Below are 20,438 nucleotides of genomic sequence, written 5' to 3' on the forward strand. Positions count from 1 at the left end.
CCCGCCGCAATACGGCCGGTGGCCTCTCCGACCGTAGATCCTGCACCTGAGTACCGGTTGCACGTCCGGGTGTGGCCTGCTACGAGCGACCGGCGCTCTCCGTGCACACGAGCAGCACCTCGCCCACCTACTGGCGGCCTCCAAAGGGCAGCCGGTGAAGGTCTCCAATGATCTGACCGCGGACGTGTTTCAACGCGCGCTCGATGCCCTGCTGCCCGCAGGCCCGCCAACGCGGCACGCCGTCCTGGCCGGACCGGGACGGCCCTCCCCCGACGCGGGCGTCGACATCCTCCTCGTACCGGTCCATCCCCAGACGGGTCAGACCTGGCCCCCTGTCGGCCCGGCTGCATCCGCATACCCGGTGCCCCTGCCGCTGGGGGTGTGGCTGTGGCTGGTCTCTCCCCAGCCGTACGTGCCGGTTCCCGCGTCGGGCGGCATACCCCAAGACGTCCTCCGCGACGACCCGCTCCCGCCTCGCCCCTATTACCTGTTCCGGGCCGACCGGGGAACGTTCCAGCACACCTTGGTCCGGCTACCAGCCGTTCGCAGCCCATGGATGCGCACGATCCTCGAGAACCTCACACAGGACAGGTCGGCCGGCCTCTTCTAGCCGTCTGGCAATCGGACAGCACCAGACTCTCGTGCCTCCCAAAGTGGTCAACATCTGCTGTCCATTCTCAGGCTCTGGTCCAACTTCTGTGGAACGGTGACGCTCAGTACCGACGGGGGTGTCGGTAGGACGGTTGATAATGCCGGTCATGGCAGGTCGCAGTCCGGTTCTCCGGATCATCACCTCGGCGGCGCGGGAGTCCCTGACGCCGCTCGGCATGGCCCGGCGTGGGCGGTCGCGGCTGTGGATTGATGATCACGGGTGGTGGCTCGGGGTTGTGGAGTTCACCCCGCCACGCACTGCCGGCAGCGGTCTGTACGTCGGTGCGATGTGGCTGTGGCACGACGTGGACCACCTGGCCTTCCACGTGGACGCAGTCCGAGTCAGCCCCGAGCCGTTCCGCACCGAGGACCAGTTCACGCCGCTGGCACTCGAACTCAGCCGACAGGCGGCTGCGAACGTGACCGCGCTGAGGGAGAGGTTCCCAGCTCTGCCAGACGTCGCCCGATACCTGACGTCCAGGCCGGTGCGGCGGGGATTCCTCTGGGACTGCTTCGACGCCGGGATCGCGGCCGCCTTGGTCGAGGATCCGGACACGGCCCGCGATCACTTCGAGCGAGTCCTTCGAGAGGACCCGCTGGCCCCGTGGATGGTCGAAGCCCAGGAGAAGGCACGTGAGCTTCACGCGATCGCGCCAGATCGCGACGCCGTGACTGCCTGGGTCGCCCGGGCCGTCGACTCATGCCGGAGCAAGCTGGGCCTGGCTCCTGTGCCGCTCGCGATCAGCTGAATGGACCCGCTCGTCGAGCTACAGAGCTGCGGTCAGGCCAGCAGGACTCGCTTCCGTAGCAACCCGAAGCCAGCGCGTCCGTACATCTGGCGCTTGATCATTTTGATCCGGTTGACGTGGCCTTCGACGACGCCGGAGCTCCACGGCAGCGTTAGGCCGGCGGTGACGGCGGCGAGATCGCGTTCGAGGCCGTTGACGAAGGTGTGGAGGCTGGGCAGGTCGTCGGCGCGGACCGCCTTGATCCATTGCGGGAGCTGGTCACCCTGGAGCTGGGTGAGCATCTTCCCGAACGCGCGGACGTGCCCGGTGAGGGCATCCAGTTCGGGGCAGTCGGCGAGGACGGATTTGAGCTTCACTCGCTCGCTCTCCGGCAGGGTGTCGGGGTGAGTCAGGATCCAGCCGGTGACCGTGCGCGGGGACGGCGGACGGGCTGCCGGTGCGGTCGGGGTTGTGCGGAACGGCTGGAGGTAGGCGCGGACGGCTCCGTAGCCGCCGGTGTAGCCGTGAGTCTTAATCTCTTCCCAGAGGGTCCAGGCGTTCGTGCAGCCCTCGGCCCATCGCTCGTGCAGGTAGGGCTTGAAGTCATCGAGCTTGGTCCTGCGGTTCTGCCACTGCCCCTGGAACAGGTCTTCCGGCCTCGCGGCGTCGGCCAGGCGTTGAACGGTGCGGTAGGTCATGCCGAGCTGGCGCTGGATCGAGCGTCGGCTGTGGCCGGCGGCCAGCAGCGCGTGGACGGCGGCGTGCTTGGCGCGGGTGCGGTCGGCGAACCGGTGCCCGGTGGGCCATGGCGACCCGCTCTCGGCCGGTGCCGGAGCCTTCTCCGGCACCGACACGGTGAAGGTCGCGCGAAGGCACGAGCGGTGGCGGGAGACGTACCGCTCGGCCGCTTCGCCAAGGTTGCGCCAGAGGTGGAACCGGTCGGCGACCTGGACCGCGGTGGGTGCCCCGATCCTCGCGCCCTCGGCGAAGAACGGGGCACGGTCACGGCAGACGACCTCGATCCCCGGATGCTCCGCCAGCCAGGCCGCCACAGTGCCTGCCTCGCGATCCGGCAGTAGGTCAACCGGCCTGCGGGTCTCGACGTCGACCAGCACGGTCCCGTAGACACGGCCCTTGCGCATCGCGTACTCGTCGACGCCGACCACACGCGGAACTTGCGGCTGGGGTTCCGGGAGGGAGTCGACCAGCCGCAGGACCGTGTTCCGGCTGACCCTCGACCCGAAGACGTCGGCCAGCCGGGCGCCGGCGCGACCGGCCAGGGCGAGGCCGACCTCGGCCAGCACCGACCGCATTCGTTCGGTCCGTTGGCTGTACCGCCGGGTCAGGCCCGCGACCTGCTCGACGAACGTCCGCCGCCCGCAGGAGACGTCTTCGCATGTGAAGCGCCGGACACGGAGCCGCAGCACCACCCGCCGTCCCGCCACAGGGAGGTCAGCTGGAAACCGCAGATAAGAGCCGTGCACCCGCCCGGACCTGCTTCCGCAGCCCGGGCACCGAGCCCCGGCCGTCCGGGATCTGACACCGACTCGGATCACCTCTCCGTCGTCCTGCACCGACACCACCTTGATCCCCGGATCCGCCAGGAAGAGCAGCTCTTCCAGCCGGAGCAGTACATCGCCCACAGCCCAGAACCATCAGCCCGAACGCGGTCAGCACCGGCAGTTTCCAGACGATCTCGCGAGACCTATCAGCAAGACCAACAGTCACAGGGAGTAGGCACATCACAGAAGTTGGACCAGAACCCATTCTCATGAACAAAGCCACATCGCGGAGATCACCGACTTGGACCTGGGCCCACTTCCGGCCGCCGACCGGCTGCCTCCACGAGTGCGCACCGAGAAGCGGTGGACGCAATGGGAGAGGTTCGAGGACATCATCGTGCAGCCACGACTGATGCCTCGGCGCAGGCAGGCCTCACGCGTCGCCCATGTGACCACAGTGACTCAAGTGGCAAAACGGGAAAAGAGGTCAGGTTATAGAGGAAATTCCCTCCGAGAAGGAGCCTTGTATGACTACGCAAGAAATCCCTACCGACCGAGCCCTCTCTGCGGAGGAAGGTAAGGAGCTCAAGAAGCGCATCGCCGGGAGCAGAGCGACCGGACAGTGGCACTGGATGGGGAACTACGGAAGCCCCTACGACGTGGTCGCCGTCGCGAACTCTGCGCCGAAGTGCGAGGCCGGTGAACTCATCACCGGCTTCCATGAGAACGGACTGATCCCACCGTTCATGTATCGCTAGTGCTGTGACCGGGAAGGTTCACCGGGTTGGTGGTGGGAGCGATTGGATGGGCGGTGACGTCCGTGCCGATCGCTGGAGGTGTGGTGGCCGAGCCTGTGCGGGTGCGCAGACTGACCGATCAGGAAGGGCAGAAGCTGCAGCAGATCGTGCGTCGGGGCAGCACGAATTCGGTGCGCTATCGACGCGCGATGATGCTGCTGGCGTCGGCCGGCGGGAACCGTGTCCCGGTGATCGCCCAGCTGGTGCAGGCCGATGAGGACACGGTGCGGGAGGTGATCCACCGGTTCAACGCGATCGGGCTGGCATGTCTGGACCCTCGGTGGGCGGGAGGCCGTCCCCGCCTGCTCAGCTCTGACGATGAGGACTTCGTCGTCCAGACGGCCACCACCCGCCCCACCAAGCTCGGGCAGCCCTTCACCCGCTGGTCACTGCGCAAGCTGGCCGCCTACCTGCGGAGAGTCCACGGCCGGGTCATCCGCATCGGCCGGGAAGCCCTACGCTGCCTGCTGTTGCGTCGCGGCATCACCTTCCAGCGCACCAAGACGTGGAAGGAATCCCCCGACCCCGAGCGCGAAGCCAAGCTCGACCGCATCGAGGAGGTGCTGGCCCGCTTTCCGGACCGGGTCTTCGCCTTCGACGAGTTCGGCCCCTTGGGGATCCGGCCCACCGCCGGCTCGGGCTGGGCGAAGCGGGGCACGCCCGACCGCCTGCCGGCGACCTACCGCCGCACCCACGGCGTCACCTACTTCCACGGCTGCTACTCCGTCGGCGACGACACCCTCTGGGGCGTCAACCGCCGCCGCAAGGGCACCGCCAACAGCCTGGCCGCGCTGAAGTCGATCCGCGCCGCCCGGCCCGACGGCGCCCCGGTCTACATCATCCTGGACAACCTCTCCGCCCACACCGGCGCGGACATCCGCCGCTGGGCGCAGAAGAACAAGGTCGAGCTGTGCTTCACCCCGACCTACGCCTCCTGGGCCAACCCGATCGAGGCGCACTTCGGCCCGCTGCGGCAGTTCACCCTCGCCAACTCCCACCACCCCAACCACGTGGTCCAGACCCGGGCCCTGCACGCCTATCTGTGCTGGCGCAACGCCAACGCCCGCCACCCCGACCTGCTCGCCGCCCAACGCCGCGAACGCGCCCGCATCCGCAGCGAAAAGGGCATCCGCTGGGGCGGACACCCCCTCGCGCCCGCAGCCTGACACCGCCTGGCGGCCAGTGACTCAAAAGCCTCGGAACACGCCATCGTCGTCGACGGCGCCGACGAACTCCTCGAAGTCCATGTTCGCGCCCGAGAGGTTGTTCTCGATGCTCCACAACTCGGCTGCTACAACGCGGATACAACGCCCACGCTCAGCCCGCAGGTCCACCACGAGAAGAGGCCGTGCAGTCGAGGCGACAGCTACAAAGTCCGCCAGGACCAGAAGTGGATGCTGGTACTCCGGGGGGAGCAGGCCGAGGACCTGGTCAGGTGTCGAGCCCTCGTACCTTCGGTCATCGACGAGTGCGACGTTGGCCAAGAAGCCGTCCTTGCTTGGCGAGAACAACGCCTCCCGCAGCGCGTCCCAAGCACCGTCTGCCGAAAAGTCGGTGCGCACAACGAGGGCTTCCAAAGTGCAGGGGAGCTGATTCATGCGCGGACAGTACCGCCACCCCGGTGAACCAATCCGGCCACAGCACTAGCAGCGCGTACGCCACGAGGAGCGCCCCTTCACCGGGCCGCGGCGCCCTCGCGGAGGGGCGAACTCTCGCCCTCAGCCGGAAGCCAGAAAGGCGATGGTGATCGCCTGGATCGTGGCCGTACACGCGGCCGCGCAGCAGCTATTCTTCATCGCCGTTCATCCGTCCAGCGTTCCGGCCGCCACCGACAACGTGGGCTTTCCCACGGCGCCGGTGGCAGGGCTTGCCCGGGTCAGGTGCGGAAGCGGGAGAGCCGGCCGCCGGCCTTCTGATCCGCCCGCTCGGCCAGCTCGGCTTCCTGCTCTTGGCGGAGGCGCTCCTGCTCCCGGCGCTCGCGTTCGTCGGCTTGGACCTGCTGCTCCGCTGCGACGGCCCGGCTCTGGCAGTCGTCGCACAGGTGCGGGTGCGGCTCCCGAGGCTGGCCCCAGCCCCGCGAGCCCATCGCCGCCCCGATCTCGTTCGCAAGGTCGGGGTCACGGGAGCGAACCTCTGTCCGTGGCATGTGGAAGCAAGGTCGAGCCCCTGCCCGCCGACGCGCGAGGCAGAAGCCCAGCCGTGGCGGGCGGCCGGGGGGATACCGCTACGGGGCCATCTCGTAGGCGCCGGACAGTGCCTCGACGCGCTCCCATACGCGGGCGAAGCGGACCTCGTCGACGACCGGGCGGCGGACGGCGCCGAGAGCCCAGTTCTGCTGCCGCTCCGTGGCGGAGTCCTTGCCGTGGAGCTCGACGGCGTAGCCCGAGAAGTCGCGGACGAGGATGGCGAACAGCTCGTCGAGCACGTCCTCGTCGAGACCGGTGAGCCGGGCTTGTTCGAGGATCAACTGACCATGTACCACAAGGGCGAACAACTGGCCGACAGCGAGCAGGAGGTCCAGGTCGCGGCTCTGCCGTTCGTCGGGGGCGGAGGTGGTGACGAAGTCGCACAGGGCGTCGGCCTGCTCGCGGAACCGGGCCACGTTAGGCACCGTGGCGTACGCGTCAAAGGCGGTGCGCCAGTCGTGGAACCGGATGGAGCCAAGCCCCCGGGCCGGGCCCTGTCGGAAGAGGAAGGCGTCGTCGGCCGCGTCGAGGCGGGTGGGCACCTCGGGGTGGTCGACCGGGTCGAGCAGGTGGTTGCGCATGAACTTGAGGATCAGTGCGAGGTTGACGTGCACCGTGCCCTCGAGTTTCGGCAGACCCCGGATCTCGATCGCGGCCTGGGCGAAGTAGTTGTCCTTCTCAAAGCCCTTGGCCGCGATGACGTCCCACATCAGGTCGATGACCTTCTCGCCTTCGGTGGTGACCTTCATCTTGGTCATCGGGTTGAACAGCAGATAGCGGCGGTCGTCCGGGCCGGCGGAGCGGAAGTAGTCGACGGCGCGGTCGCTGAACAGCTTCATGCCGACGAGGCGCACATAGGCGTCGACCAGTTCGCGCCGCACGTGCGGGAAGTCCGTGACGGGGCGGCCGTACAGGATGCGGTTGTGGGCGTGGGTCACGGCCTCGTACATGGCGTGCTCGCAGATACCGATCGAGGCGGTGCACAGGTTGAACTTGCCGACGTTCACGGTATTGAGGGCAGCGTCGAAGGCGGCGCGACCGGTGTGCAGGACGTCTTCGGGCGCCACCGGGTAGTCCGTGAGACGGAACTCGCTGACGTACTTGGAGGAGTCGACGACGTTCTTGACCAGGTGGTACGCCGGGTGGCGGCTGTCAGCCGCGAAGAAGACGTAGCCGTCGGGACCCTCGATGTCTGTCCGGCGGCCGAACACGGAAACGAGCCCGGCGGCGTTGCCGTTGCCGATGTAGTACTTGGAGCCGGTCGCCCGGAAGCCGCCGCTGCCGTCGGATTCCAGCAGCATGTCCGTGGAGTAGATGTCCGCGCCGTGGCTCTTCTCGGAGAGACCGAACGCGAACACCTCGCCCTGGGAGAGGAGTTCGGCCGTCCGGGCGCGGGCGACGGCGTTGTCGCTCTGCCAGACCGGGCCGAGGCCGAGGATGGTGACCTGCCAGGCGTACCAATAGTCGAGGCCGTAGAACCCGAAGATCTCGTTGAGGGCGGCGATACGGGCGGTGTCCCAGCGCTGGTCCGGCCGGTCGCCGTCGGCGGCTGGGGTGAGGAAGGTGGCGAACAGACCCTCCTTGGCGGCGAAGGCCAGGAAGTCCTCCAGCCAGACGCGCGAGCGGTAGTCCTCGATCAGCCTGCGCTTGCCGCGGGTCTCGAACCAGTCCACCGTGGCCCGCAGCAGCCTGCGGGTCTCGGGGTCGAAGTGCGCCGGGTCGTACGTGTGCGGGTTGAACAGCAGCTGGTCGGCCATGAGGTACGCCTTCCGGAGATCGAGTAGGGGTGCATCGCGGGGTGTGGCTCACTGCGACCCGGGGAGCCGGGTCGGGGGGATGGCGGCCCGCGCCGGGGCGGGCACATGGGGTCAGGTGGTGCCGGCCCGTTCGGCGCGGAGCCGGTGGAGGGTGTCGAGGACGTCGTCGAGCCAAGCGATAGTCATGCGCTCGAAGGCGATGCCTCCGCGCAGGACGACGTGCTGGAGTTCCCGGCCGGTGTCCAGCGGCCGGAGGGCTTCGGGCCCGGTGAAGTCCCGTTGCTCTCCGGTGAGGTAGCGCGTGAGCCGGTCACTGTGCGCCTTGCGGTGCCGCTCGACCTCGGAGATCAGTGCCGCCGGGTCGTCGAAGGCGGCGCCCCGGATCTTCACGGCGAGCTCGTGCCGGATGCTCTCCGGTTCGACGGGCTGGTGCAGCCATGCGGAGAGCGCCGCGCGGCCGGGCGCTGCGACGGAGTACTCCTTCTTGTCCGGCCGGCCCTGCTGCGGCACTTCACGGACGTCCAGGAGGCCGTCGCCCTCCATGCGCCCGAGCACGCGGTAGATCTGCTGGTGGGTCGCGGTCCAGAAGTACCCGATCGATCTTTCGAACCGGCGAGCGAGTTCGTAACCCGAGCCCGGCTTCTCCATCAGCGAGACGAGGATCGCGTGTTCGAGCGCCATACCCCGATCCTCATATGCAATTAGTTGCATATACAAGCCACCGCATCCGGATGAGACACGGGTCACCCCCCGTTCCCCGGCAGCGGCGCTTCCATGGCGAACGCGACCTCGGTGGCTGGAACAGCCACCAGCCCACCCGGCGGCGCGAACGGGCCATGAAGTGCTTCCGCGGTGTTGGCGCGGCCCAGCGGTTCCCGTCCGTGTTCAGCGGCATCTCACCCCATTTCCGGCCCCGCCGACACCTGATGACCGCCACCGAACACCGCCTCGAGATGACCATCCGGTTCACCCTCTGGGGCCACATCATCAAGAACATCGGCCTGCCCACCCAGGGCTGAGCACCGGCCACCGGCCACCGGCCCGGAACCCGGCCCCATCACACCCCAACGCACCATCAGACACCCACGCACTCACCAACGTGACAACGCCATCGCGGGTGATCCGATGCGACTGGAGCACGCGCGCGTGGCGGAGCGTCCGGCACCGGGGACGGCCGCGGGGCGGCCGGATACGGGGCAGGGGGTCCGGCCGAGGACGGCGGCGGAGACCGAACCGAGCGGGTGGCGCGGACACGCTTGGCGGCTCGGCTCGCGCGTAGCGACACCTGGCAGCAGACTATGACTCTGGGTGTGCGTTTGACTACACCCTTGAGTGCGAGGGCGGATGTCGAGCCGTATCCACCCGTGACGGCAAGCGGTTGACCCTTCATCTCCGCGTCGCCCCCAAACCAAATGGTGTATTTGCCATGCATGAACTGGGTGCATCAGTGCGGGGTTTCGACTCGGTTGCCGCCCCCGGCCCGGTCCCTTCCGGACCGGTCTACCGAAGGAGACCCCCCACATGTCCGGACGCCTCAACAGCGCCCAGCCGTACGCTCTCGGCCTCTTCCGCACCGTCGTCGGCCTGCTCTTCGCCTGCCACGGCGCCGCCGCACTGTTCGGTGTGCTCGGTGGCGCGGGCGGCAGCGGCGGCACCGCCGAGCCCGGGGCCTGGCCCCACTGGTACGCGGCCGTGATCGAGCTCGTCGGCGGCGGCCTGGTCCTGCTCGGACTGGGCACCCGGGCCGCCGCGTTCATATCGTCGGGCGCCATGGCCTACGCCTACTTCCGCGTGCACCAGCCGGAGGCCCTGTGGCCGCTCCAGAACAGCGGCGAGGGCGCGGCCATGTACTGCTGGGCCATGTTCCTGCTGGTGTTCACCGGCTCCGGCGCCTTCGGCCTGGACCGGCTGTTCACCCGCCGCAACGGCACGCGGCCCGCGGAACAGCGCACGGCCGAACGGACCCCGGTCGCCGCCTGACGTTCCACCGGCCCACCCCGCGGCGTCCTCCCCCGGTCCTCACCCCTCGGGGGAGGACACCGTCGCGCCTGAGCGGGCGCCACGCGAGAGAGGGTGCGACTCTCCTGCTGCCGGGCTGGAAGGCAGCACCGAGAGCCGAGGCGCGGGCACAGGACTGAACCTCCTCTTCCAGGGGGCAGCTGCCTGGGGCGAGCACCTCCGCAAGCCCCGGGAAGCCGCTACTGCCTAGTACAGCGGGCCATCTGGCCGCGCCGGCCTTCGCACCAGCCACCCCGCCCCTCGGCCTCCCCGGCTCAGGCGCTGCTGGAAAGCCGCGTCCTCAAGCAACTCGGCACGTCTCCGGATCTGTGCGCGCACTCATTGACACTCTCGCAAAGTCGTTCCTCCAGAGCCTGCGGCGGGAACTGGTTCAGGGACGACGCCGGGCCTGGAAGGCACAGGCACGGCTGGAGGTCTTCCGCTGGCTGTCGTACTACAACCGGCGCCGCCGCCATTCCGCGCTCGGCGACCTCACCCCGATCGGGTTCTAGCAGCAGATGATCATGTCACGTACGCTACAACTCGGCGCGTAGAACCCGGTGTCCACTCCCGGGAAGCGACCTCGGTGGCGCGGTGTCCCGGTGGCCTGCTCACTCAGCGGGAACGGCATGGCCGAGCGCAGGAGCGCCTGGCACACGGCCCTCGACGGCGCGCAGCGGGAGCCACGGGTGGGCACTTTGCGCCTACAGGGTGAGCGTGATCGCGGCGGCGATGCCGCCCAGGCCGAGGGCGAAAGCTGCCTCTTTCCAGCCTCCCTTGCCCCAGCGGAACGGTCGGTCGGCAGCCAGCCGGCCCGGACCGATGGCAGCGACGGCCAGCGCGACGACAGCGATACAGACGTTGTATTCCACGCCGCCGTCCGTCTCCCACAGGCCGTGGGCGCCGGTGACCGTGACCATCGCATTGATCATGACGCCGATCAGGGCGGCGGCCGCCAGCGGCGTCAGCAGGCCGAGGGCCAGACCGAGGCCGCCGAGCAACTCGGACATCCCTCCGATCACGGCGAAGAGCTCTCCCGGGCGGTAGCCCAGGGCCGCGAACCCCTTGCCGGTCGCCGTCAGGCCCTGGCCTTCGAAGAGTCCGAAGACTTTCTGAGCCCCGTGTGCGGCCAGCAGCAGGCCGAAGGTCAGCCTGATGAGCAGCAGGCCGAAGTCGGCGGCGGTCGTCGTGGGCGCGGTGGTGCGATGCGCCATCGGTTTCGTGGAAGAGGCAGGAGGGTTCAGGATGCTTTTGATCAACATGGCAATGCTCCGGTTGGAACGCCAGAACGGGCGTTTCCCCCAGCTCGACCGGACGTCGAGCACCGGTGATGGATGAGCCCCGTGTGGTGTCGCGGGCGAGCCCCCTCCTCATCCGACCCTTTCGCTGCGGGCAGCGTCGATCTGGGCGGTGGCCCGCGGGAGCAGGCTGCCGGTGTCGCGTCAGTGGTCCTGGAGTAGCTGGTCATCACGATCGGTGTCGTTCGGGCCCAGTCGCACGCAGCATTCGCCGGGTTCGGGGGCCAGGACGGCCTGGACCCCGTTGACCTGCAGGCCGGTGAGGTAGCCGCTGAGGAAGGCCTGGTTCATGCCGCACACCAGGTCGGGGGCTTTCGCGGCCAGCGGTTGGAACGGGCAGTTGCGCAGCCGGAGCTGGGTTGGGCCTTCTCGGACGGGCTCGTAGCCGTACCTGTCCAGCAGCCACTCACAGGCGGTCAGCCCCCGCTCGGGGCCCAGGCGCCCTGGGCGGATTTCCTCCCGCGCGGCTTCGCCCATCTGCCGGCCGCGCTGTTCGGCGGTCCGCACCGCCGCCTGCGCGGCGTTTTCGTCGGCCTCCTCGGTCAGGACGGCGTCCAGGAGAAGGTCCGCCAGGAGTTCGTGGCGTCGGTCGGGGATGCTCACGGTGATCTGGGCGTCGGTGGGCTCGTACACCTTCGGCCGTCTGCCGACCTTGCGTATCCCGCCGGGCGTCTCGTACCGGGCGCTCAGCAGACCGGCGTCGACGAGCTTGTCGAGGTGGAAGGCCGCGAGCTTGCGGGATATACCGACGCTGGCGGCTGCCTCGTCGCGGGTGACGGCGCGGCCCGCACGGCGGATGAAGGTGAACATGCGCCGCCGTGAGTACTCGCTCAGGACGCTGACGGAGTCTATGGCGCTGCCGACCGCGTCGGGCTGCGCTGTCTGATCGGAAGCCACAAGACCACGGTAACTCTCATCTGCGTGAGCACAAGTGTTCATGGGGCCCTCTGTCCTGCGTGTATGGACGCCCTCCCTCAATAAGTCCAATCTTCATTGGTGAAAGTGGAGGAGGTTGCGATGGCTGATGAGGCACAGTTTCAGGCGAAGCGTCCGGTCAGCGCCTCGCTCGCCGGCCCGTATGACCACCCGTTCCACTCGATCCTGGTCACGGTGCCGATCTCGGTGCCTGGGTGACCAGCCCGGGGTTCGACATCGCTTCCCACCTCGTCAGCCCTCCGGGTTTCCTGACCCAGTCCTTCGGCCAGGACCTCGCTGCCGAGGCCACCCGCGCCGGCAACCGGATGCGCGGCCTGCTCACCCAGTTCCACCCCCGCCTGGAACGCGTCCTCGGGCCGCGTCTGGACCACCCCCGCCGTCACCTGGCTGCTGGAGCACTAAGGTTCCCCGGCCTCACTGCGCAAGGCCGGATGCCGCAGGCTCGTCGAATCCGACCTGCGCGTTCACGGCCGTACGGCGGAATCACCATGCGCTGGTCGTCCCGGCCTCCAGGGTCGACCGTGCTGCCCCGGACAGCGGTGGGCACTGGCACGGCCCGCTCGCCGATGTGAGGGTGTGAGGAAAACACCTCACGTCAGATGGGAACCTCAAGTGATCATCAGCATTGTCGGGGCCGGGAACATGGCCCGGGGCATCGGTACACGGGTGTTGTCGGGCGGTCACTCGCTCCGGTTCCATGATCGCAACCCGGGCAAGGCGGAAGAACTGGCCGCTTCCCTGTCCGAGGCGATGAGCGGGGCAGACGTCCAGGCAAGCGACGCGGAAGGCGCGGCAGCCGCGGATGTCGTGGTGCTCGCCCTCCCCTATCCCGCCGGGCGTGAAGTGGCCGCCTCCCTCGGCGCCGCGCTGTCCGGCAAAGTCGTGGTCGACATTTCCAATCCCGTGGATTTCAGCACCTTCGACTCGCTGGTCGTACCGCCCGGCACCTCGGCAGCGGAGGAGATCGCAGCGGCCGTACCGGACGCACGTGTCGTCAAGGCCTTCAACACCACCTTCGCCGGCCCGCTGGCCTCCGGCGAGGTGGCAGGCCGGCCCCTGGACGTGTTCATCGCAGGTGACGACGATGCAGCCAGGGAGACCGTGGCCGCCGTCGTCACCTCGGCCGGCCTGCGCCCCCTCGATGTCGGACCGCTGCGCCGGGCACGGGAACTCGAAGCGTTCCAGTTCCTTCACATGGCCAGCCAGGAGCGGCTCGGCCTCGGCTGGTCCAGCGGCATCGCCCTCCTCCCCTAGGGTCTGTCCGGCGGATCATGGCGTCGTAGGCTCCAGGTCTGCACAGCACCCCGAAGGACCGGGAGCAACTGCGGGCTGTCGCCCCAATGACCAGGGGTGATCAGCAGGGTCAAGGGGCGGCGGCCACTCTCCCCGGCGAGGTGAATCTTGGAGGTCGGGCCGCTCCGCGAACGGCCAAGCCCTTCATCAGGACGGTGCGGCAGGCCCGCAATCTCGCCGTCGAGTCGGGCGTGCGCCTCGAGTCCCTGCGCTTCTTGGTCCGGGACCGGGACGCGAAGTACACCGTGTCCTTCGAAGCGGTCTTCGCAGCCGAGGAAATCAAGGTCGTCAGGACCGCGCCGCGGGCTCCTCGGATGAACGCCCACCGCGAACGGGGCATCAAAACCCTGCCGCGCGAGGCCCTGGACCATCTGCTGATCCGGAACGAGACTCACGTCCGGCACGTCCTCGACGCCTACGCCCGTCACCACTAACCGGTATCGCCCGCACCAGGCTCGAGGACAGTTTCCTCCCCTTACTCAGGAGCATCCGGCACCCGTGACCGGCCTGACCGCTCACCGGATCCGACGCACCCGAGTACTCGGCGGCGTCATCAACGAGTACCGACATGCAGCATGACCAGCAGCGACGAGTTCCCGAACGGCACAGGCGAAAGAGCAGACTCCGGTGCTGAGATCGACTGCCACGGGCAGGTTCCCTCCGAGCCGCATCATGTCGTTGTCCTTGTCGAGGAATCCCCTGGTGTCCCGGACAGCGATCAGGCGGCCGCCATCGACCACGGTGGCGTCCTCGGCGATACGCACCGCGTGAGATGTCGTCCTCGGGCTCTGCTCCGACAGGAATGTCTTGGCCCTGTCAAGAGCCTCGGTCTCGGCGAGCATCGCGGGCGCCCCCGCAGTTCGGTTGATCTTGGCCACCTGGTGACGGCCAGTTCGGCGGAGCCTCGTTCGCCGCGATGTGTTCCAGCGTCGCGCCGAGGGCCGCGACTTGCCCGGCGGGCCCCGGTTCGGCCGGCACCGTGTCGAGGACGTACGGCAGCAGCCCGGCGCCCAAGCCGTGCGGTCGCTTGGTGAGGGCACCGGCCGGGTACAGGATCTGTCTTTCTAACGTTGCACAAACTCTTCAGCTGTGGACCCGTCTCATGGCACTCTGAGCCGAGAACCTCTGGCAGACAACGCTGTCAGGCACTGTCCGTCAGACGCTCGGGCAGCCCTGTCCACTTGTTCTCGCAGAAGGAGTACTCGCATGGCCCTCGATCGTCGGCGGCTTTTTCGCAGCGGCGCTGCGGCCATGGGCGCGGTAGCCCTGAGCAGTGCGGTGCCTCCCGGCGCGACCGCACGCGTGAGTGCACCGGGCAGCCATCCAGGCGAGGCGCCCGCGGCCGGCAAGCGATCGATCGCGTCTCCGTTGTATCCGGCGGTGGGCCCCGGAACAGCCTTCCTGGACCACCAGTCACTGCTGGGAGACCTGCCGGAAGCCGAGTGGTACGAGGCGAACATCCCCTTCGTCGACCTGCCCGACGCCGCGATCCGGGACACCTACTACTACCGGTGGCGCGTGATCAAGCATGCCCTGAAGTACACCGGGCCCCGGGAGGGGTGGATTCTCTCGGAGTTTCTGGGTCCGGTCGGCTACTCCGCGCCGCACGGCGGGATCAATGCCGCTGCCGCTCACCACATCCGCGAGGCGCGCTGGCTGCGCGACCATCGCTACCTGGACGACTACATCGGCTACTGGCTGCGCGGCAGCGGCTCAGGACCCAAACCGGCCACGGACTTCCTCAACAAGAACACCACCGACTGGGCACACCAGTACTCCTTCTGGATCGCGGACGCCGTCGTGGCCCGGGCGTCGACCGACGGCAGATGGGAACATGCCCTGGGTCTGCTTGACGGGCTGGAGCGTCAGTGGAGGCGATGGGCTCCGCAGTTCGACGACGAAGTCGGTCTCTACTGGCAGACACCGGTGTGGGACGCGATGGAGTACACCGCGAGCTCCTACCAGAGCGACGACCCGTACCACGGTGGTGAGGGATTCCGCCCCACTCTCAATGCCTACCAGTACGGCGACGCCAAGGCGATCGCCGCGCTCCTGCGGTACCGCGGCCACAGAGGCGACGAGGCGAAGGCCGACCGCTACGACGAGCGTGCCCGTGCTCTGCAGGTGCATCAGGAGCGCTGGCTGTGGGACGAGGAAGACCAGTTCTACAAGCACGTCATGCGTGACAGGAATCCCGAGCGGCGCAGGATCGCCGACCGCGAGCAGATCGGCTTCCTGCCGTGGTACTTCCACATGGCGCCGGCGGGCAACGCGGCGGCATGGGCCCAACTACGCGATCCCGAGGGGTTTTCTGCGCCTTTCGGTCCCACCACGGTCGAGCGGCGCAGCCCGTGGTTCATGTATCAGGCACTCGAAGGCTGCTGTCGCTGGAACGGTCCGAGTTGGCCGTTCGCCACCAGCCAGACGCTCACCGCCCTGGCCAACCTCCTCATCGACTACCCCGCCCAGTCCCACGTCGACCGCAGCGACTACTACGCCGTGCTCCGCGCCTACGCCCTGACCCATCGCAAAGACGGCAAGCCGTATGTTGCCGAGGCGCACCACCCCGACGAGGACCACTGGATCTACGACGGCCGCGGGCACAGTGAGGACTACAACCACTCCACCTTCAACGACCTGGTCCTGTCCGGGCTGCTCGGGATCCGTTCCCAGCCCGATGCCACCGTTGCCGTTGCGCCACTGGTACCGCTCGAATGGAATCACTTCGCCGTGGAGAACCTCCCTTACCACGGACACAACCTCAGCGTGTTCTTCGACCGCAGCGGCCGGCACTACGGACACGGAGCCGGCCTGAGCGTCTGGCTGAACGGCCGGCAAATACACCGGCAGGCCGACCTGAAGCCGGTGACGCTCACCATAAGCAAGACCGGGCAGCACACCCTGCCCCGCGAGGTCGACGACCTGGCAAACGTAGAACAGAAGGGCTATCCCCTCGCGCGTGCCTCGTACACGTTCCCCCTCGACAGCCCGGCCAAGGCCATCGACGGACAGGACCTCCACCTCGACACACCGTCATCGCGGTGGACCAACTACGACAGCTCCAATGCCAGCGACTGGCTCGCCGTGGACTTCGGCGTACCCACACCCGTATCGGACCTGCGGATCTCCTTCTACGACGACGACGGCGGAGTCCGCACCCCCGACTCCTACGAACTCCAACGCCTCGGCCAGGACGGCAGATGGCATACCCTGCCCGGCCAACACCGCACCCCGCAAACCCCCCGGCCGGGGACCCTCAACCGGATCCTCCTGGAGAGGGCCATCACCACCACCGCCCTCAGACTCACCGCCATACGCACCTCAGGCGGCGCCGTGGGAGTCGCCGCCTGGCAGTCATGGCGCACAGAAGACCCTCGGCTCACCCTCACCATCGAGACACCACCAAACGGCCTCCTCCCCGTGGAGCCGGGCAGAGCCGTAAAGGTCACCACCACCGTCACAGCAACAACCACCACAGTCGTCGGCCCACAACTACTCGTACCCGACGACTGGAAAGCCCTCCCCCAACATACGATCCACCCCACCACCCTCAAGGCGGGAAAGACGTTGCGCACACGCTGGCTGGTGACAGCTCCCACCGGCCTGACCCACCACCTGCCGCAGCCCTTACGCCTGCTGGTCCGGTCCCGGGGCAAGAAGGCAGAGCAATTCGTCACCAGCGTCGTCGCCCGAGCACAAGCCGACTGACGCAACCACCACAGCACTGTCGCCGTACGGCGCAGGCCCCCCGGGCCGACAGGGAGCGGAAGCCTTGCGTACGCAAGGACGATCCTGGCGAAGGTACCGGTCGACGGCCGCTCGGAAGATCAAGGCATCACCAGCGTTCGAGGGGCCCGCAGCCTTCCGACACTGCACGGGTCAGTGACGACCTGACTGATCGTTTCGGAATGAGGTGCAAAGACGCCGCAAGCAGACGATGCTGCAGGCGAGTTGGAGCAGGCCGAGGTGGAGGTCGGCGCGTATCTCGTCGCGGGTCCGCAGTCGTTCGAACTGGTGGAGCCCGGCGAAGGTGCGCTCGGCGGCCCAGCGGGTCTTGCCCGGGCCGGGGCCGTGGGCGGTGCCCTTGCGGACGCGGGAGGCGGAGGAGCCGGGTGGTGTTCGTAGTCGCGGACCAAGCGCCGGTGCAGTATCAGGACCCCGTACGTCTGCTCGACCCTCCACCGGATGGGCTGCGGGACAAACTCTTGTCCACGCGCCTTGTGGTTGGCGGCTTTCGGCCTGACCACCCGAGTCCGGGAGACATACAATGGCAGGTTCATGCCATAGGAGGCCGCCGTGAGTCCCCTACGTTCCGAAAGACCCCTCCGAACCGTCGTCCGGGTCGTCGTCGTACTGGCACTGCTCCTCGGCTGGTCCGCCGCCATCGGATCGGCCGCCCATGCCGGGGAGCCAGCGGGGCAACAGGCAGCCGTCGCGGTGCGCGGGGGCGACACCCTCTACAGCACCGGCACCCGCTGCACCGTGGGCTTCAACGCCCGCTCCGGCTCCGCGCTGTACGCGCTCGTTTCGGGCCGGTGCGCCCAGGGCGCCAGTACTTGGTACGCCGACGCCGCCCTGACCGTCGGCGTCGGCGTCACCGCAGGGGTGAGTTTCCCGGGCAATGACTACGCGAGCGTCAGGTACACCAATACGGCGGTCGCCTACCCGGGCGAGGTCTCACTGGGGACCGACGCCGGCACCCGCGACATCACCAATGCGGCGAATCCCGTCGTCGGCCAATCGATATGCCACGTCGGGCGGACCACCGGATACCGCTGCGGGATCGTCCAAGCCGTGAACGTCACCATCAACTACGGTGGGGGAACCGTATACGGACTCTTCCGGTCCACCATCTGCTCCGAGCCCGGAGACACCGGCGGTCCGGCTTTCTCGGGCGGCACGGCTATCGGCATCATCGTCGGCAGCAGCGGGAACTGCAGCTCGGGAGGCTTCACCTACTACCAACCGGTGGCCGAGTGGCTGTCGGCGTACGGCCTGAGCGTCTACTGAGGCGGCCGGGCCGACCGGGCGCGCGAAGCTCCGGTCGGGCAGGTCTTCGCCCTTGCGACGGCGGTGGGGCATGAGGGGGCCGGTGTCGAGGGAACTGCCGTCGGCGATCGTGAGGGTCTTGCCGACGGCAGCTCTGGCACCGCATTCCTCCCACGCCTTGCAGTCGTGGCGTTTGCCGGGCAGGGGCCGGCCCACGACGACGACCATGCGGGTATCGGCATCGATGACGACCTGATGGTTGGTCGAGCAACTGTGGCGAGCTCAAGTGGTCAACGCACCCCCATGGATGATCATGTCGTGGGGACCAAGGTGCTATCCGCAATGAGCACGGTGTCCTCACGGAACCGTTGGCGGGACCGGAGCGCGAGAAGTGGCCCGAGGTGGTCGATGATGCGGTCCACGGCCGACTTGGAGACTCGAACAGCGGGGCGAGTTGCCGCAGCGTCAAGCTCGTCCGCCGGCAAGCCACAACCAGAAGCACCCGGCCTTCCAACGGCAGGCCCCACGGCCGGCCCTTGCGCACAGCGTCCGCACCCTCACGCCTCAGTGCGGACACCGGCTTGCCGAACAGACGGGGACTCAGCCCGGTGAACGGGGCCATCCGGAACGGTTCCGACGCCGCGATCACACCAGCCACCACAAGATCGTTCCATGGCGCCTGGCACAACATCGAGAATGTTCCCATGAATGAAGACCTGGTGAGGTTCCTCAAGGCACGACTGGATGAGGAGGCCGACTTGGCCCGGCGCTGCGACGGCGACGGATGCGGGGAATGGTCTGCCCACGGACATACGGTCGACTTCTGCCAGGTCGACCTCTCCGGTTTCCACCCCACGATTGCCCTGCATGTGGCTCTGCACGACCCGGCCCGCGTCCTGCGCGAGATCGAGGCCAAGCGACGCATCCTGGCCCGACACGTCCGTGACCCCTCGCCCAGCGACGACTTGCGTGACCTTGCCTCGCCCTACACCGGCCACCCCGACTTCCCCGCACGGGCCTGAGGCGGCGCAGCGCACAAGGAGCCCTTTCCAACCTGCCGCCGGAGGTCGGAAAGGAGTCACCGCCCGTCACGAACTGCTCACGACCACCGACTTGGGGTGTTGAACTCCTACCAGAAGCTTCGAGCCGACCGCGAGCACGACAGACCCCACCCCGCCCACCCTCACTACCAGGACAGACATGTCGCGATTCCACTGAAGCCCATCCGCTGCCATGCCGCCACTCACCCACACCCAAACATGTTGTCGAAAACAGGACAAGCGGGCGAAAGTGAGGTACTAAGGAATGAAGGCCGCGTCATGAGCAAACCCCGCTCTTGCGTAGAGGGCACAGTGAACACGAGGTGACTACCGGTACGCGACCACCTTCCCCTTCGCGCAGCGTCGTCTGCAGCAAACACCCGGTTTCTCCCATCGCCTCGGTAGTGCAGTCAAATTTCCCCGAAGCCTCGCCACCGGAAGGAGATCGTCATGCGTGCACAGAGGATTGCGGTCTCGCTCGTGAGTCCGCTCGTCTTCGCAACCGCCTTCGCGCTCCCACTCACCACGGTCTCGCAAGCCTCCGCCGCCGTTCCCCAGACCCCGACCGCAGTGGCACCGGAGGCCGGCCAGGCTCTGGCGCCCACCTCAATCGCCGACTATCGGCGCGGCGTCCGCGACGGACTCCGCGACGGGCTCCGCGACGGGCGCAGGGACGGTCGCCACTGCGACTACCGCGACAACTACGACGACCGGACCCGTCAGGGCAACCGTGACTACCGAAGCGGCTACCGCGACGGATACAGGTCCGGGTACGACGCTGCGTACCGCCAGGCGTTCAACCGGTACTGCCGCAGCTAGGTCCGCTTCACGGGCCGCGGCAGAGTCATTCCGCCACAGCCTGCCTCGCCGTTGATGCGCAGACGGTAGTCGAGAAGCACCTCGCCGTGCGTTTCCCGCGTACTTGCCGACAGTCCGGGGCCGGAGAGGACCGGCAGCGCCGGCACACCCCCTCCGGAATGCCCCAGTCGTTCGATGAGTCGGGCATTCTCCGCCACCACCTCAACGTCGCACAAGATCAGGACCCGAATCCGATGGGGGTCCTCACCACTTACCGCCGCGCGTTTGCGGCGTCGCTTCTCGATCCGGGCGATCTCGGTCACCGCACCGGGACCCACAGAACGACGAACGGTATCTCGGGAACCCATTCGGTGAATCCGAGCCGAGCAAAGAAACGACACCACGAGTTCCATCTCAGTAACACGAACCTGCTCTGCATACCCGGCATCGAGGCTGTGGCAACCG

Annotated in this window: 20 protein-coding genes and 7 pseudogenes; 14 read left to right on the forward strand and 13 right to left on the reverse strand. The window is 68.0% G+C overall.

Annotated features, from left to right (window positions below):
- Positions 1–118: 118 nt before the first annotated feature.
- Both OHB56_RS02655 and OHB56_RS02660 read left to right on the forward strand, forming a co-directional pair.
- Positions 119–610, forward strand: a pseudogene (locus tag OHB56_RS02655) (hypothetical protein); the annotation flags it as partial.
- A 148-nt stretch (positions 611–758) separates the two neighbouring features.
- Positions 759–1,400, forward strand: coding sequence for a hypothetical protein (locus OHB56_RS02660; RefSeq protein WP_406351405.1), 642 nt, complete (start codon positions 759–761; stop codon positions 1,398–1,400).
- 32 nt (positions 1,401–1,432) lie between these two features.
- Here the strand turns inward: OHB56_RS02660 and OHB56_RS02665 are convergent, their stop codons facing one another.
- Positions 1,433–3,022 (reverse strand): ISL3 family transposase, encoded by a 1,590-nt coding sequence (locus OHB56_RS02665; protein ID WP_406351406.1) that lies wholly within the window; start codon positions 3,020–3,022, stop codon positions 1,433–1,435.
- A 386-nt stretch (positions 3,023–3,408) separates the two neighbouring features.
- Between OHB56_RS02665 and OHB56_RS02670 the strand changes: the two genes are divergently transcribed.
- The gene (locus OHB56_RS02670) at positions 3,409–3,639 is read left to right on the forward strand and encodes a hypothetical protein (RefSeq protein ID WP_406351408.1); all 231 of its coding nucleotides are present in this window, start codon (positions 3,409–3,411) and stop codon (positions 3,637–3,639) included.
- Positions 3,640–3,722: 83 nt separating this feature from the next.
- Positions 3,723–4,844, forward strand: coding sequence for an IS630 family transposase (locus OHB56_RS02675; protein ID WP_406351410.1), 1,122 nt, complete (start codon positions 3,723–3,725; stop codon positions 4,842–4,844).
- A gap of 21 nt (positions 4,845–4,865) precedes the next feature.
- On the opposite strand, the gene OHB56_RS02680 is transcribed toward OHB56_RS02675, so the two are convergent.
- The 4 genes from OHB56_RS02680 to OHB56_RS02695 form a co-directional block, all read right to left on the reverse strand.
- Positions 4,866–5,276: a DUF6924 domain-containing protein gene (locus OHB56_RS02680; protein ID WP_406351412.1), complete on the reverse strand. Its 411-nt coding sequence runs from the start codon at positions 5,274–5,276 to the stop codon at positions 4,866–4,868.
- Between the two features lie 278 nt (positions 5,277–5,554).
- Positions 5,555–5,824 carry a hypothetical protein gene (locus OHB56_RS02685; RefSeq protein WP_406351414.1) on the reverse strand — a complete coding sequence of 90 codons (270 nt, stop codon included), beginning with the start codon at positions 5,822–5,824 and terminating at the stop codon, positions 5,555–5,557.
- Between the two features lie 78 nt (positions 5,825–5,902).
- Positions 5,903–7,621 (reverse strand): acyl-CoA dehydrogenase family protein, encoded by a 1,719-nt coding sequence (locus OHB56_RS02690; protein WP_406351416.1) that lies wholly within the window; start codon positions 7,619–7,621, stop codon positions 5,903–5,905.
- A 111-nt stretch (positions 7,622–7,732) separates the two neighbouring features.
- On the reverse strand, positions 7,733–8,302 hold the full coding sequence (locus OHB56_RS02695) for a PadR family transcriptional regulator (RefSeq protein WP_406351418.1): 570 nt from the start codon (positions 8,300–8,302) through the stop codon (positions 7,733–7,735).
- Between the two features lie 119 nt (positions 8,303–8,421).
- Here OHB56_RS02695 and OHB56_RS02700 point away from each other — a divergent pair.
- The 3 genes and pseudogenes from OHB56_RS02700 to OHB56_RS02710 form a co-directional block, all read left to right on the forward strand.
- Positions 8,422–8,640, forward strand: a pseudogene (locus OHB56_RS02700) (IS6 family transposase); the annotation flags it as partial.
- Between the two features lie 502 nt (positions 8,641–9,142).
- A complete protein-coding gene (locus OHB56_RS02705) occupies positions 9,143–9,601 on the forward strand; it encodes a DoxX family protein (RefSeq protein ID WP_406351420.1) in 459 nt (152 codons plus the stop codon).
- 347 nt (positions 9,602–9,948) lie between these two features.
- On the forward strand, positions 9,949–10,131 hold the full coding sequence (locus OHB56_RS02710; protein ID WP_406351421.1) for an integrase core domain-containing protein: 183 nt from the start codon (positions 9,949–9,951) through the stop codon (positions 10,129–10,131).
- 192 nt (positions 10,132–10,323) lie between these two features.
- On the opposite strand, the gene OHB56_RS02715 is transcribed toward OHB56_RS02710, so the two are convergent.
- Positions 10,324–10,833: a DoxX family protein gene (locus OHB56_RS02715; protein ID WP_406358893.1), complete on the reverse strand. Its 510-nt coding sequence runs from the start codon at positions 10,831–10,833 to the stop codon at positions 10,324–10,326.
- 228 nt (positions 10,834–11,061) lie between these two features.
- Positions 11,062–11,814, reverse strand: a complete 753-nt coding sequence (locus OHB56_RS02720; RefSeq protein ID WP_406351423.1) for a helix-turn-helix transcriptional regulator — start codon at positions 11,812–11,814, stop codon at positions 11,062–11,064.
- Between the two features lie 299 nt (positions 11,815–12,113).
- Between OHB56_RS02720 and OHB56_RS02725 the strand changes: the two are divergent.
- Positions 12,114–12,252: pseudogene (locus OHB56_RS02725) on the forward strand (IS110 family transposase); the annotation flags it as partial.
- Between the two features lie 213 nt (positions 12,253–12,465).
- Complete coding sequence (locus OHB56_RS02730) at positions 12,466–13,107, forward strand: NADPH-dependent F420 reductase (RefSeq protein ID WP_406351424.1); 642 nt, start codon at positions 12,466–12,468, stop codon at positions 13,105–13,107.
- Positions 13,108–13,160: 53 nt separating this feature from the next.
- Here the strand turns inward: OHB56_RS02730 and OHB56_RS02735 are convergent.
- Positions 13,161–13,304, reverse strand: a pseudogene (locus tag OHB56_RS02735) (IS5/IS1182 family transposase); the annotation flags it as partial.
- Between OHB56_RS02735 and OHB56_RS02740 the strand changes: the two are divergent.
- Positions 13,248–13,580: a hypothetical protein gene (locus tag OHB56_RS02740; protein WP_406359319.1), complete on the forward strand. Its 333-nt coding sequence runs from the start codon at positions 13,248–13,250 to the stop codon at positions 13,578–13,580. The pseudogene OHB56_RS02735 and the gene OHB56_RS02740 sit on opposite strands and share 57 nt — an antisense overlap.
- A gap of 81 nt (positions 13,581–13,661) precedes the next feature.
- On the opposite strand, the gene OHB56_RS02745 is transcribed toward OHB56_RS02740, so the two are convergent.
- Positions 13,662–14,024, reverse strand: coding sequence for a hypothetical protein (locus OHB56_RS02745; RefSeq protein WP_406351426.1), 363 nt, complete (start codon positions 14,022–14,024; stop codon positions 13,662–13,664).
- Positions 14,025–14,352: 328 nt separating this feature from the next.
- On the opposite strand from OHB56_RS02745, the gene OHB56_RS02750 reads away from it, so the two are divergent.
- On the forward strand, positions 14,353–16,854 hold the full coding sequence (locus OHB56_RS02750; protein ID WP_406351428.1) for an MGH1-like glycoside hydrolase domain-containing protein: 2,502 nt from the start codon (positions 14,353–14,355) through the stop codon (positions 16,852–16,854).
- 171 nt (positions 16,855–17,025) lie between these two features.
- Here the strand turns inward: OHB56_RS02750 and OHB56_RS02755 are convergent.
- Both OHB56_RS02755 and OHB56_RS02760 read right to left on the reverse strand, forming a co-directional pair.
- Positions 17,026–17,235, reverse strand: a pseudogene (locus OHB56_RS02755) (IS5/IS1182 family transposase); the annotation flags it as partial.
- Between the two features lie 17 nt (positions 17,236–17,252).
- A pseudogene (locus OHB56_RS02760) lies at positions 17,253–17,357 on the reverse strand (IS5/IS1182 family transposase); the annotation flags it as partial.
- 85 nt (positions 17,358–17,442) lie between these two features.
- Between OHB56_RS02760 and OHB56_RS02765 the strand changes: the two are divergent.
- Positions 17,443–18,156 carry a S1 family peptidase gene (locus OHB56_RS02765; protein WP_326756677.1) on the forward strand — a complete coding sequence of 238 codons (714 nt, stop codon included), beginning with the start codon at positions 17,443–17,445 and terminating at the stop codon, positions 18,154–18,156.
- A 33-nt stretch (positions 18,157–18,189) separates the two neighbouring features.
- On the opposite strand, the pseudogene OHB56_RS02770 reads toward OHB56_RS02765, so the two are convergent.
- Positions 18,190–18,793: pseudogene (locus OHB56_RS02770) on the reverse strand (transposase family protein); the annotation flags it as partial.
- A 46-nt stretch (positions 18,794–18,839) separates the two neighbouring features.
- On the opposite strand from OHB56_RS02770, the gene OHB56_RS02775 reads away from it, so the two are divergent.
- Together OHB56_RS02775 and OHB56_RS02780 are read left to right on the forward strand one after the other, a co-directional pair.
- Positions 18,840–19,157: a DUF6221 family protein gene (locus OHB56_RS02775; RefSeq protein ID WP_326756676.1), complete on the forward strand. Its 318-nt coding sequence runs from the start codon at positions 18,840–18,842 to the stop codon at positions 19,155–19,157.
- Positions 19,158–19,625: 468 nt separating this feature from the next.
- Positions 19,626–19,994 carry a hypothetical protein gene (locus tag OHB56_RS02780; protein WP_388446451.1) on the forward strand — a complete coding sequence of 123 codons (369 nt, stop codon included), beginning with the start codon at positions 19,626–19,628 and terminating at the stop codon, positions 19,992–19,994.
- On the opposite strand, the gene OHB56_RS02785 is transcribed toward OHB56_RS02780, so the two are convergent.
- The gene (locus OHB56_RS02785) at positions 19,991–20,296 is read right to left on the reverse strand and encodes a hypothetical protein (RefSeq protein WP_406351431.1); all 306 of its coding nucleotides are present in this window, start codon (positions 20,294–20,296) and stop codon (positions 19,991–19,993) included. The genes OHB56_RS02780 and OHB56_RS02785 overlap by 4 nt on opposite strands.
- Positions 20,297–20,438 lie beyond the last annotated feature (142 nt).

Source organism: Streptomyces sp. NBC_01635 (assembly GCF_045209715.1).
Classification (GTDB): domain Bacteria; phylum Actinomycetota; class Actinomycetes; order Streptomycetales; family Streptomycetaceae; genus Streptomyces; species Streptomyces hirsutus.

Excerpts from the sequence above, each read along its gene's own strand:
- OHB56_RS02715 (WP_406358893.1), bottom strand. The coding sequence starts at position 10,833 with ATGGCGCATCGCACCACCGCGCCCACGACGACCGCCGCCGACTTCGGC.
- OHB56_RS02685 (WP_406351414.1), bottom strand. The coding sequence starts at position 5,824 with ATGCCACGGACAGAGGTTCGCTCCCGTGACCCCGACCTTGCGAACGAG.
- OHB56_RS02775 (WP_326756676.1), top strand. The coding sequence starts at position 18,840 with ATGAATGAAGACCTGGTGAGGTTCCTCAAGGCACGACTGGATGAGGAG.
- OHB56_RS02705 (WP_406351420.1), top strand. The coding sequence starts at position 9,143 with ATGTCCGGACGCCTCAACAGCGCCCAGCCGTACGCTCTCGGCCTCTTC.
- OHB56_RS02670 (WP_406351408.1), top strand. The coding sequence starts at position 3,409 with ATGACTACGCAAGAAATCCCTACCGACCGAGCCCTCTCTGCGGAGGAA.
- OHB56_RS02695 (WP_406351418.1), bottom strand. The coding sequence starts at position 8,302 with ATGGCGCTCGAACACGCGATCCTCGTCTCGCTGATGGAGAAGCCGGGC.
- OHB56_RS02660 (WP_406351405.1), top strand. The coding sequence starts at position 759 with ATGGCAGGTCGCAGTCCGGTTCTCCGGATCATCACCTCGGCGGCGCGG.
- OHB56_RS02680 (WP_406351412.1), bottom strand. The coding sequence starts at position 5,276 with ATGAATCAGCTCCCCTGCACTTTGGAAGCCCTCGTTGTGCGCACCGAC.
- OHB56_RS02780 (WP_388446451.1), top strand. The coding sequence starts at position 19,626 with ATGCGTGCACAGAGGATTGCGGTCTCGCTCGTGAGTCCGCTCGTCTTC.
- OHB56_RS02750 (WP_406351428.1), top strand. The coding sequence starts at position 14,353 with ATGGCCCTCGATCGTCGGCGGCTTTTTCGCAGCGGCGCTGCGGCCATG.
- OHB56_RS02690 (WP_406351416.1), bottom strand. The coding sequence starts at position 7,621 with ATGGCCGACCAGCTGCTGTTCAACCCGCACACGTACGACCCGGCGCAC.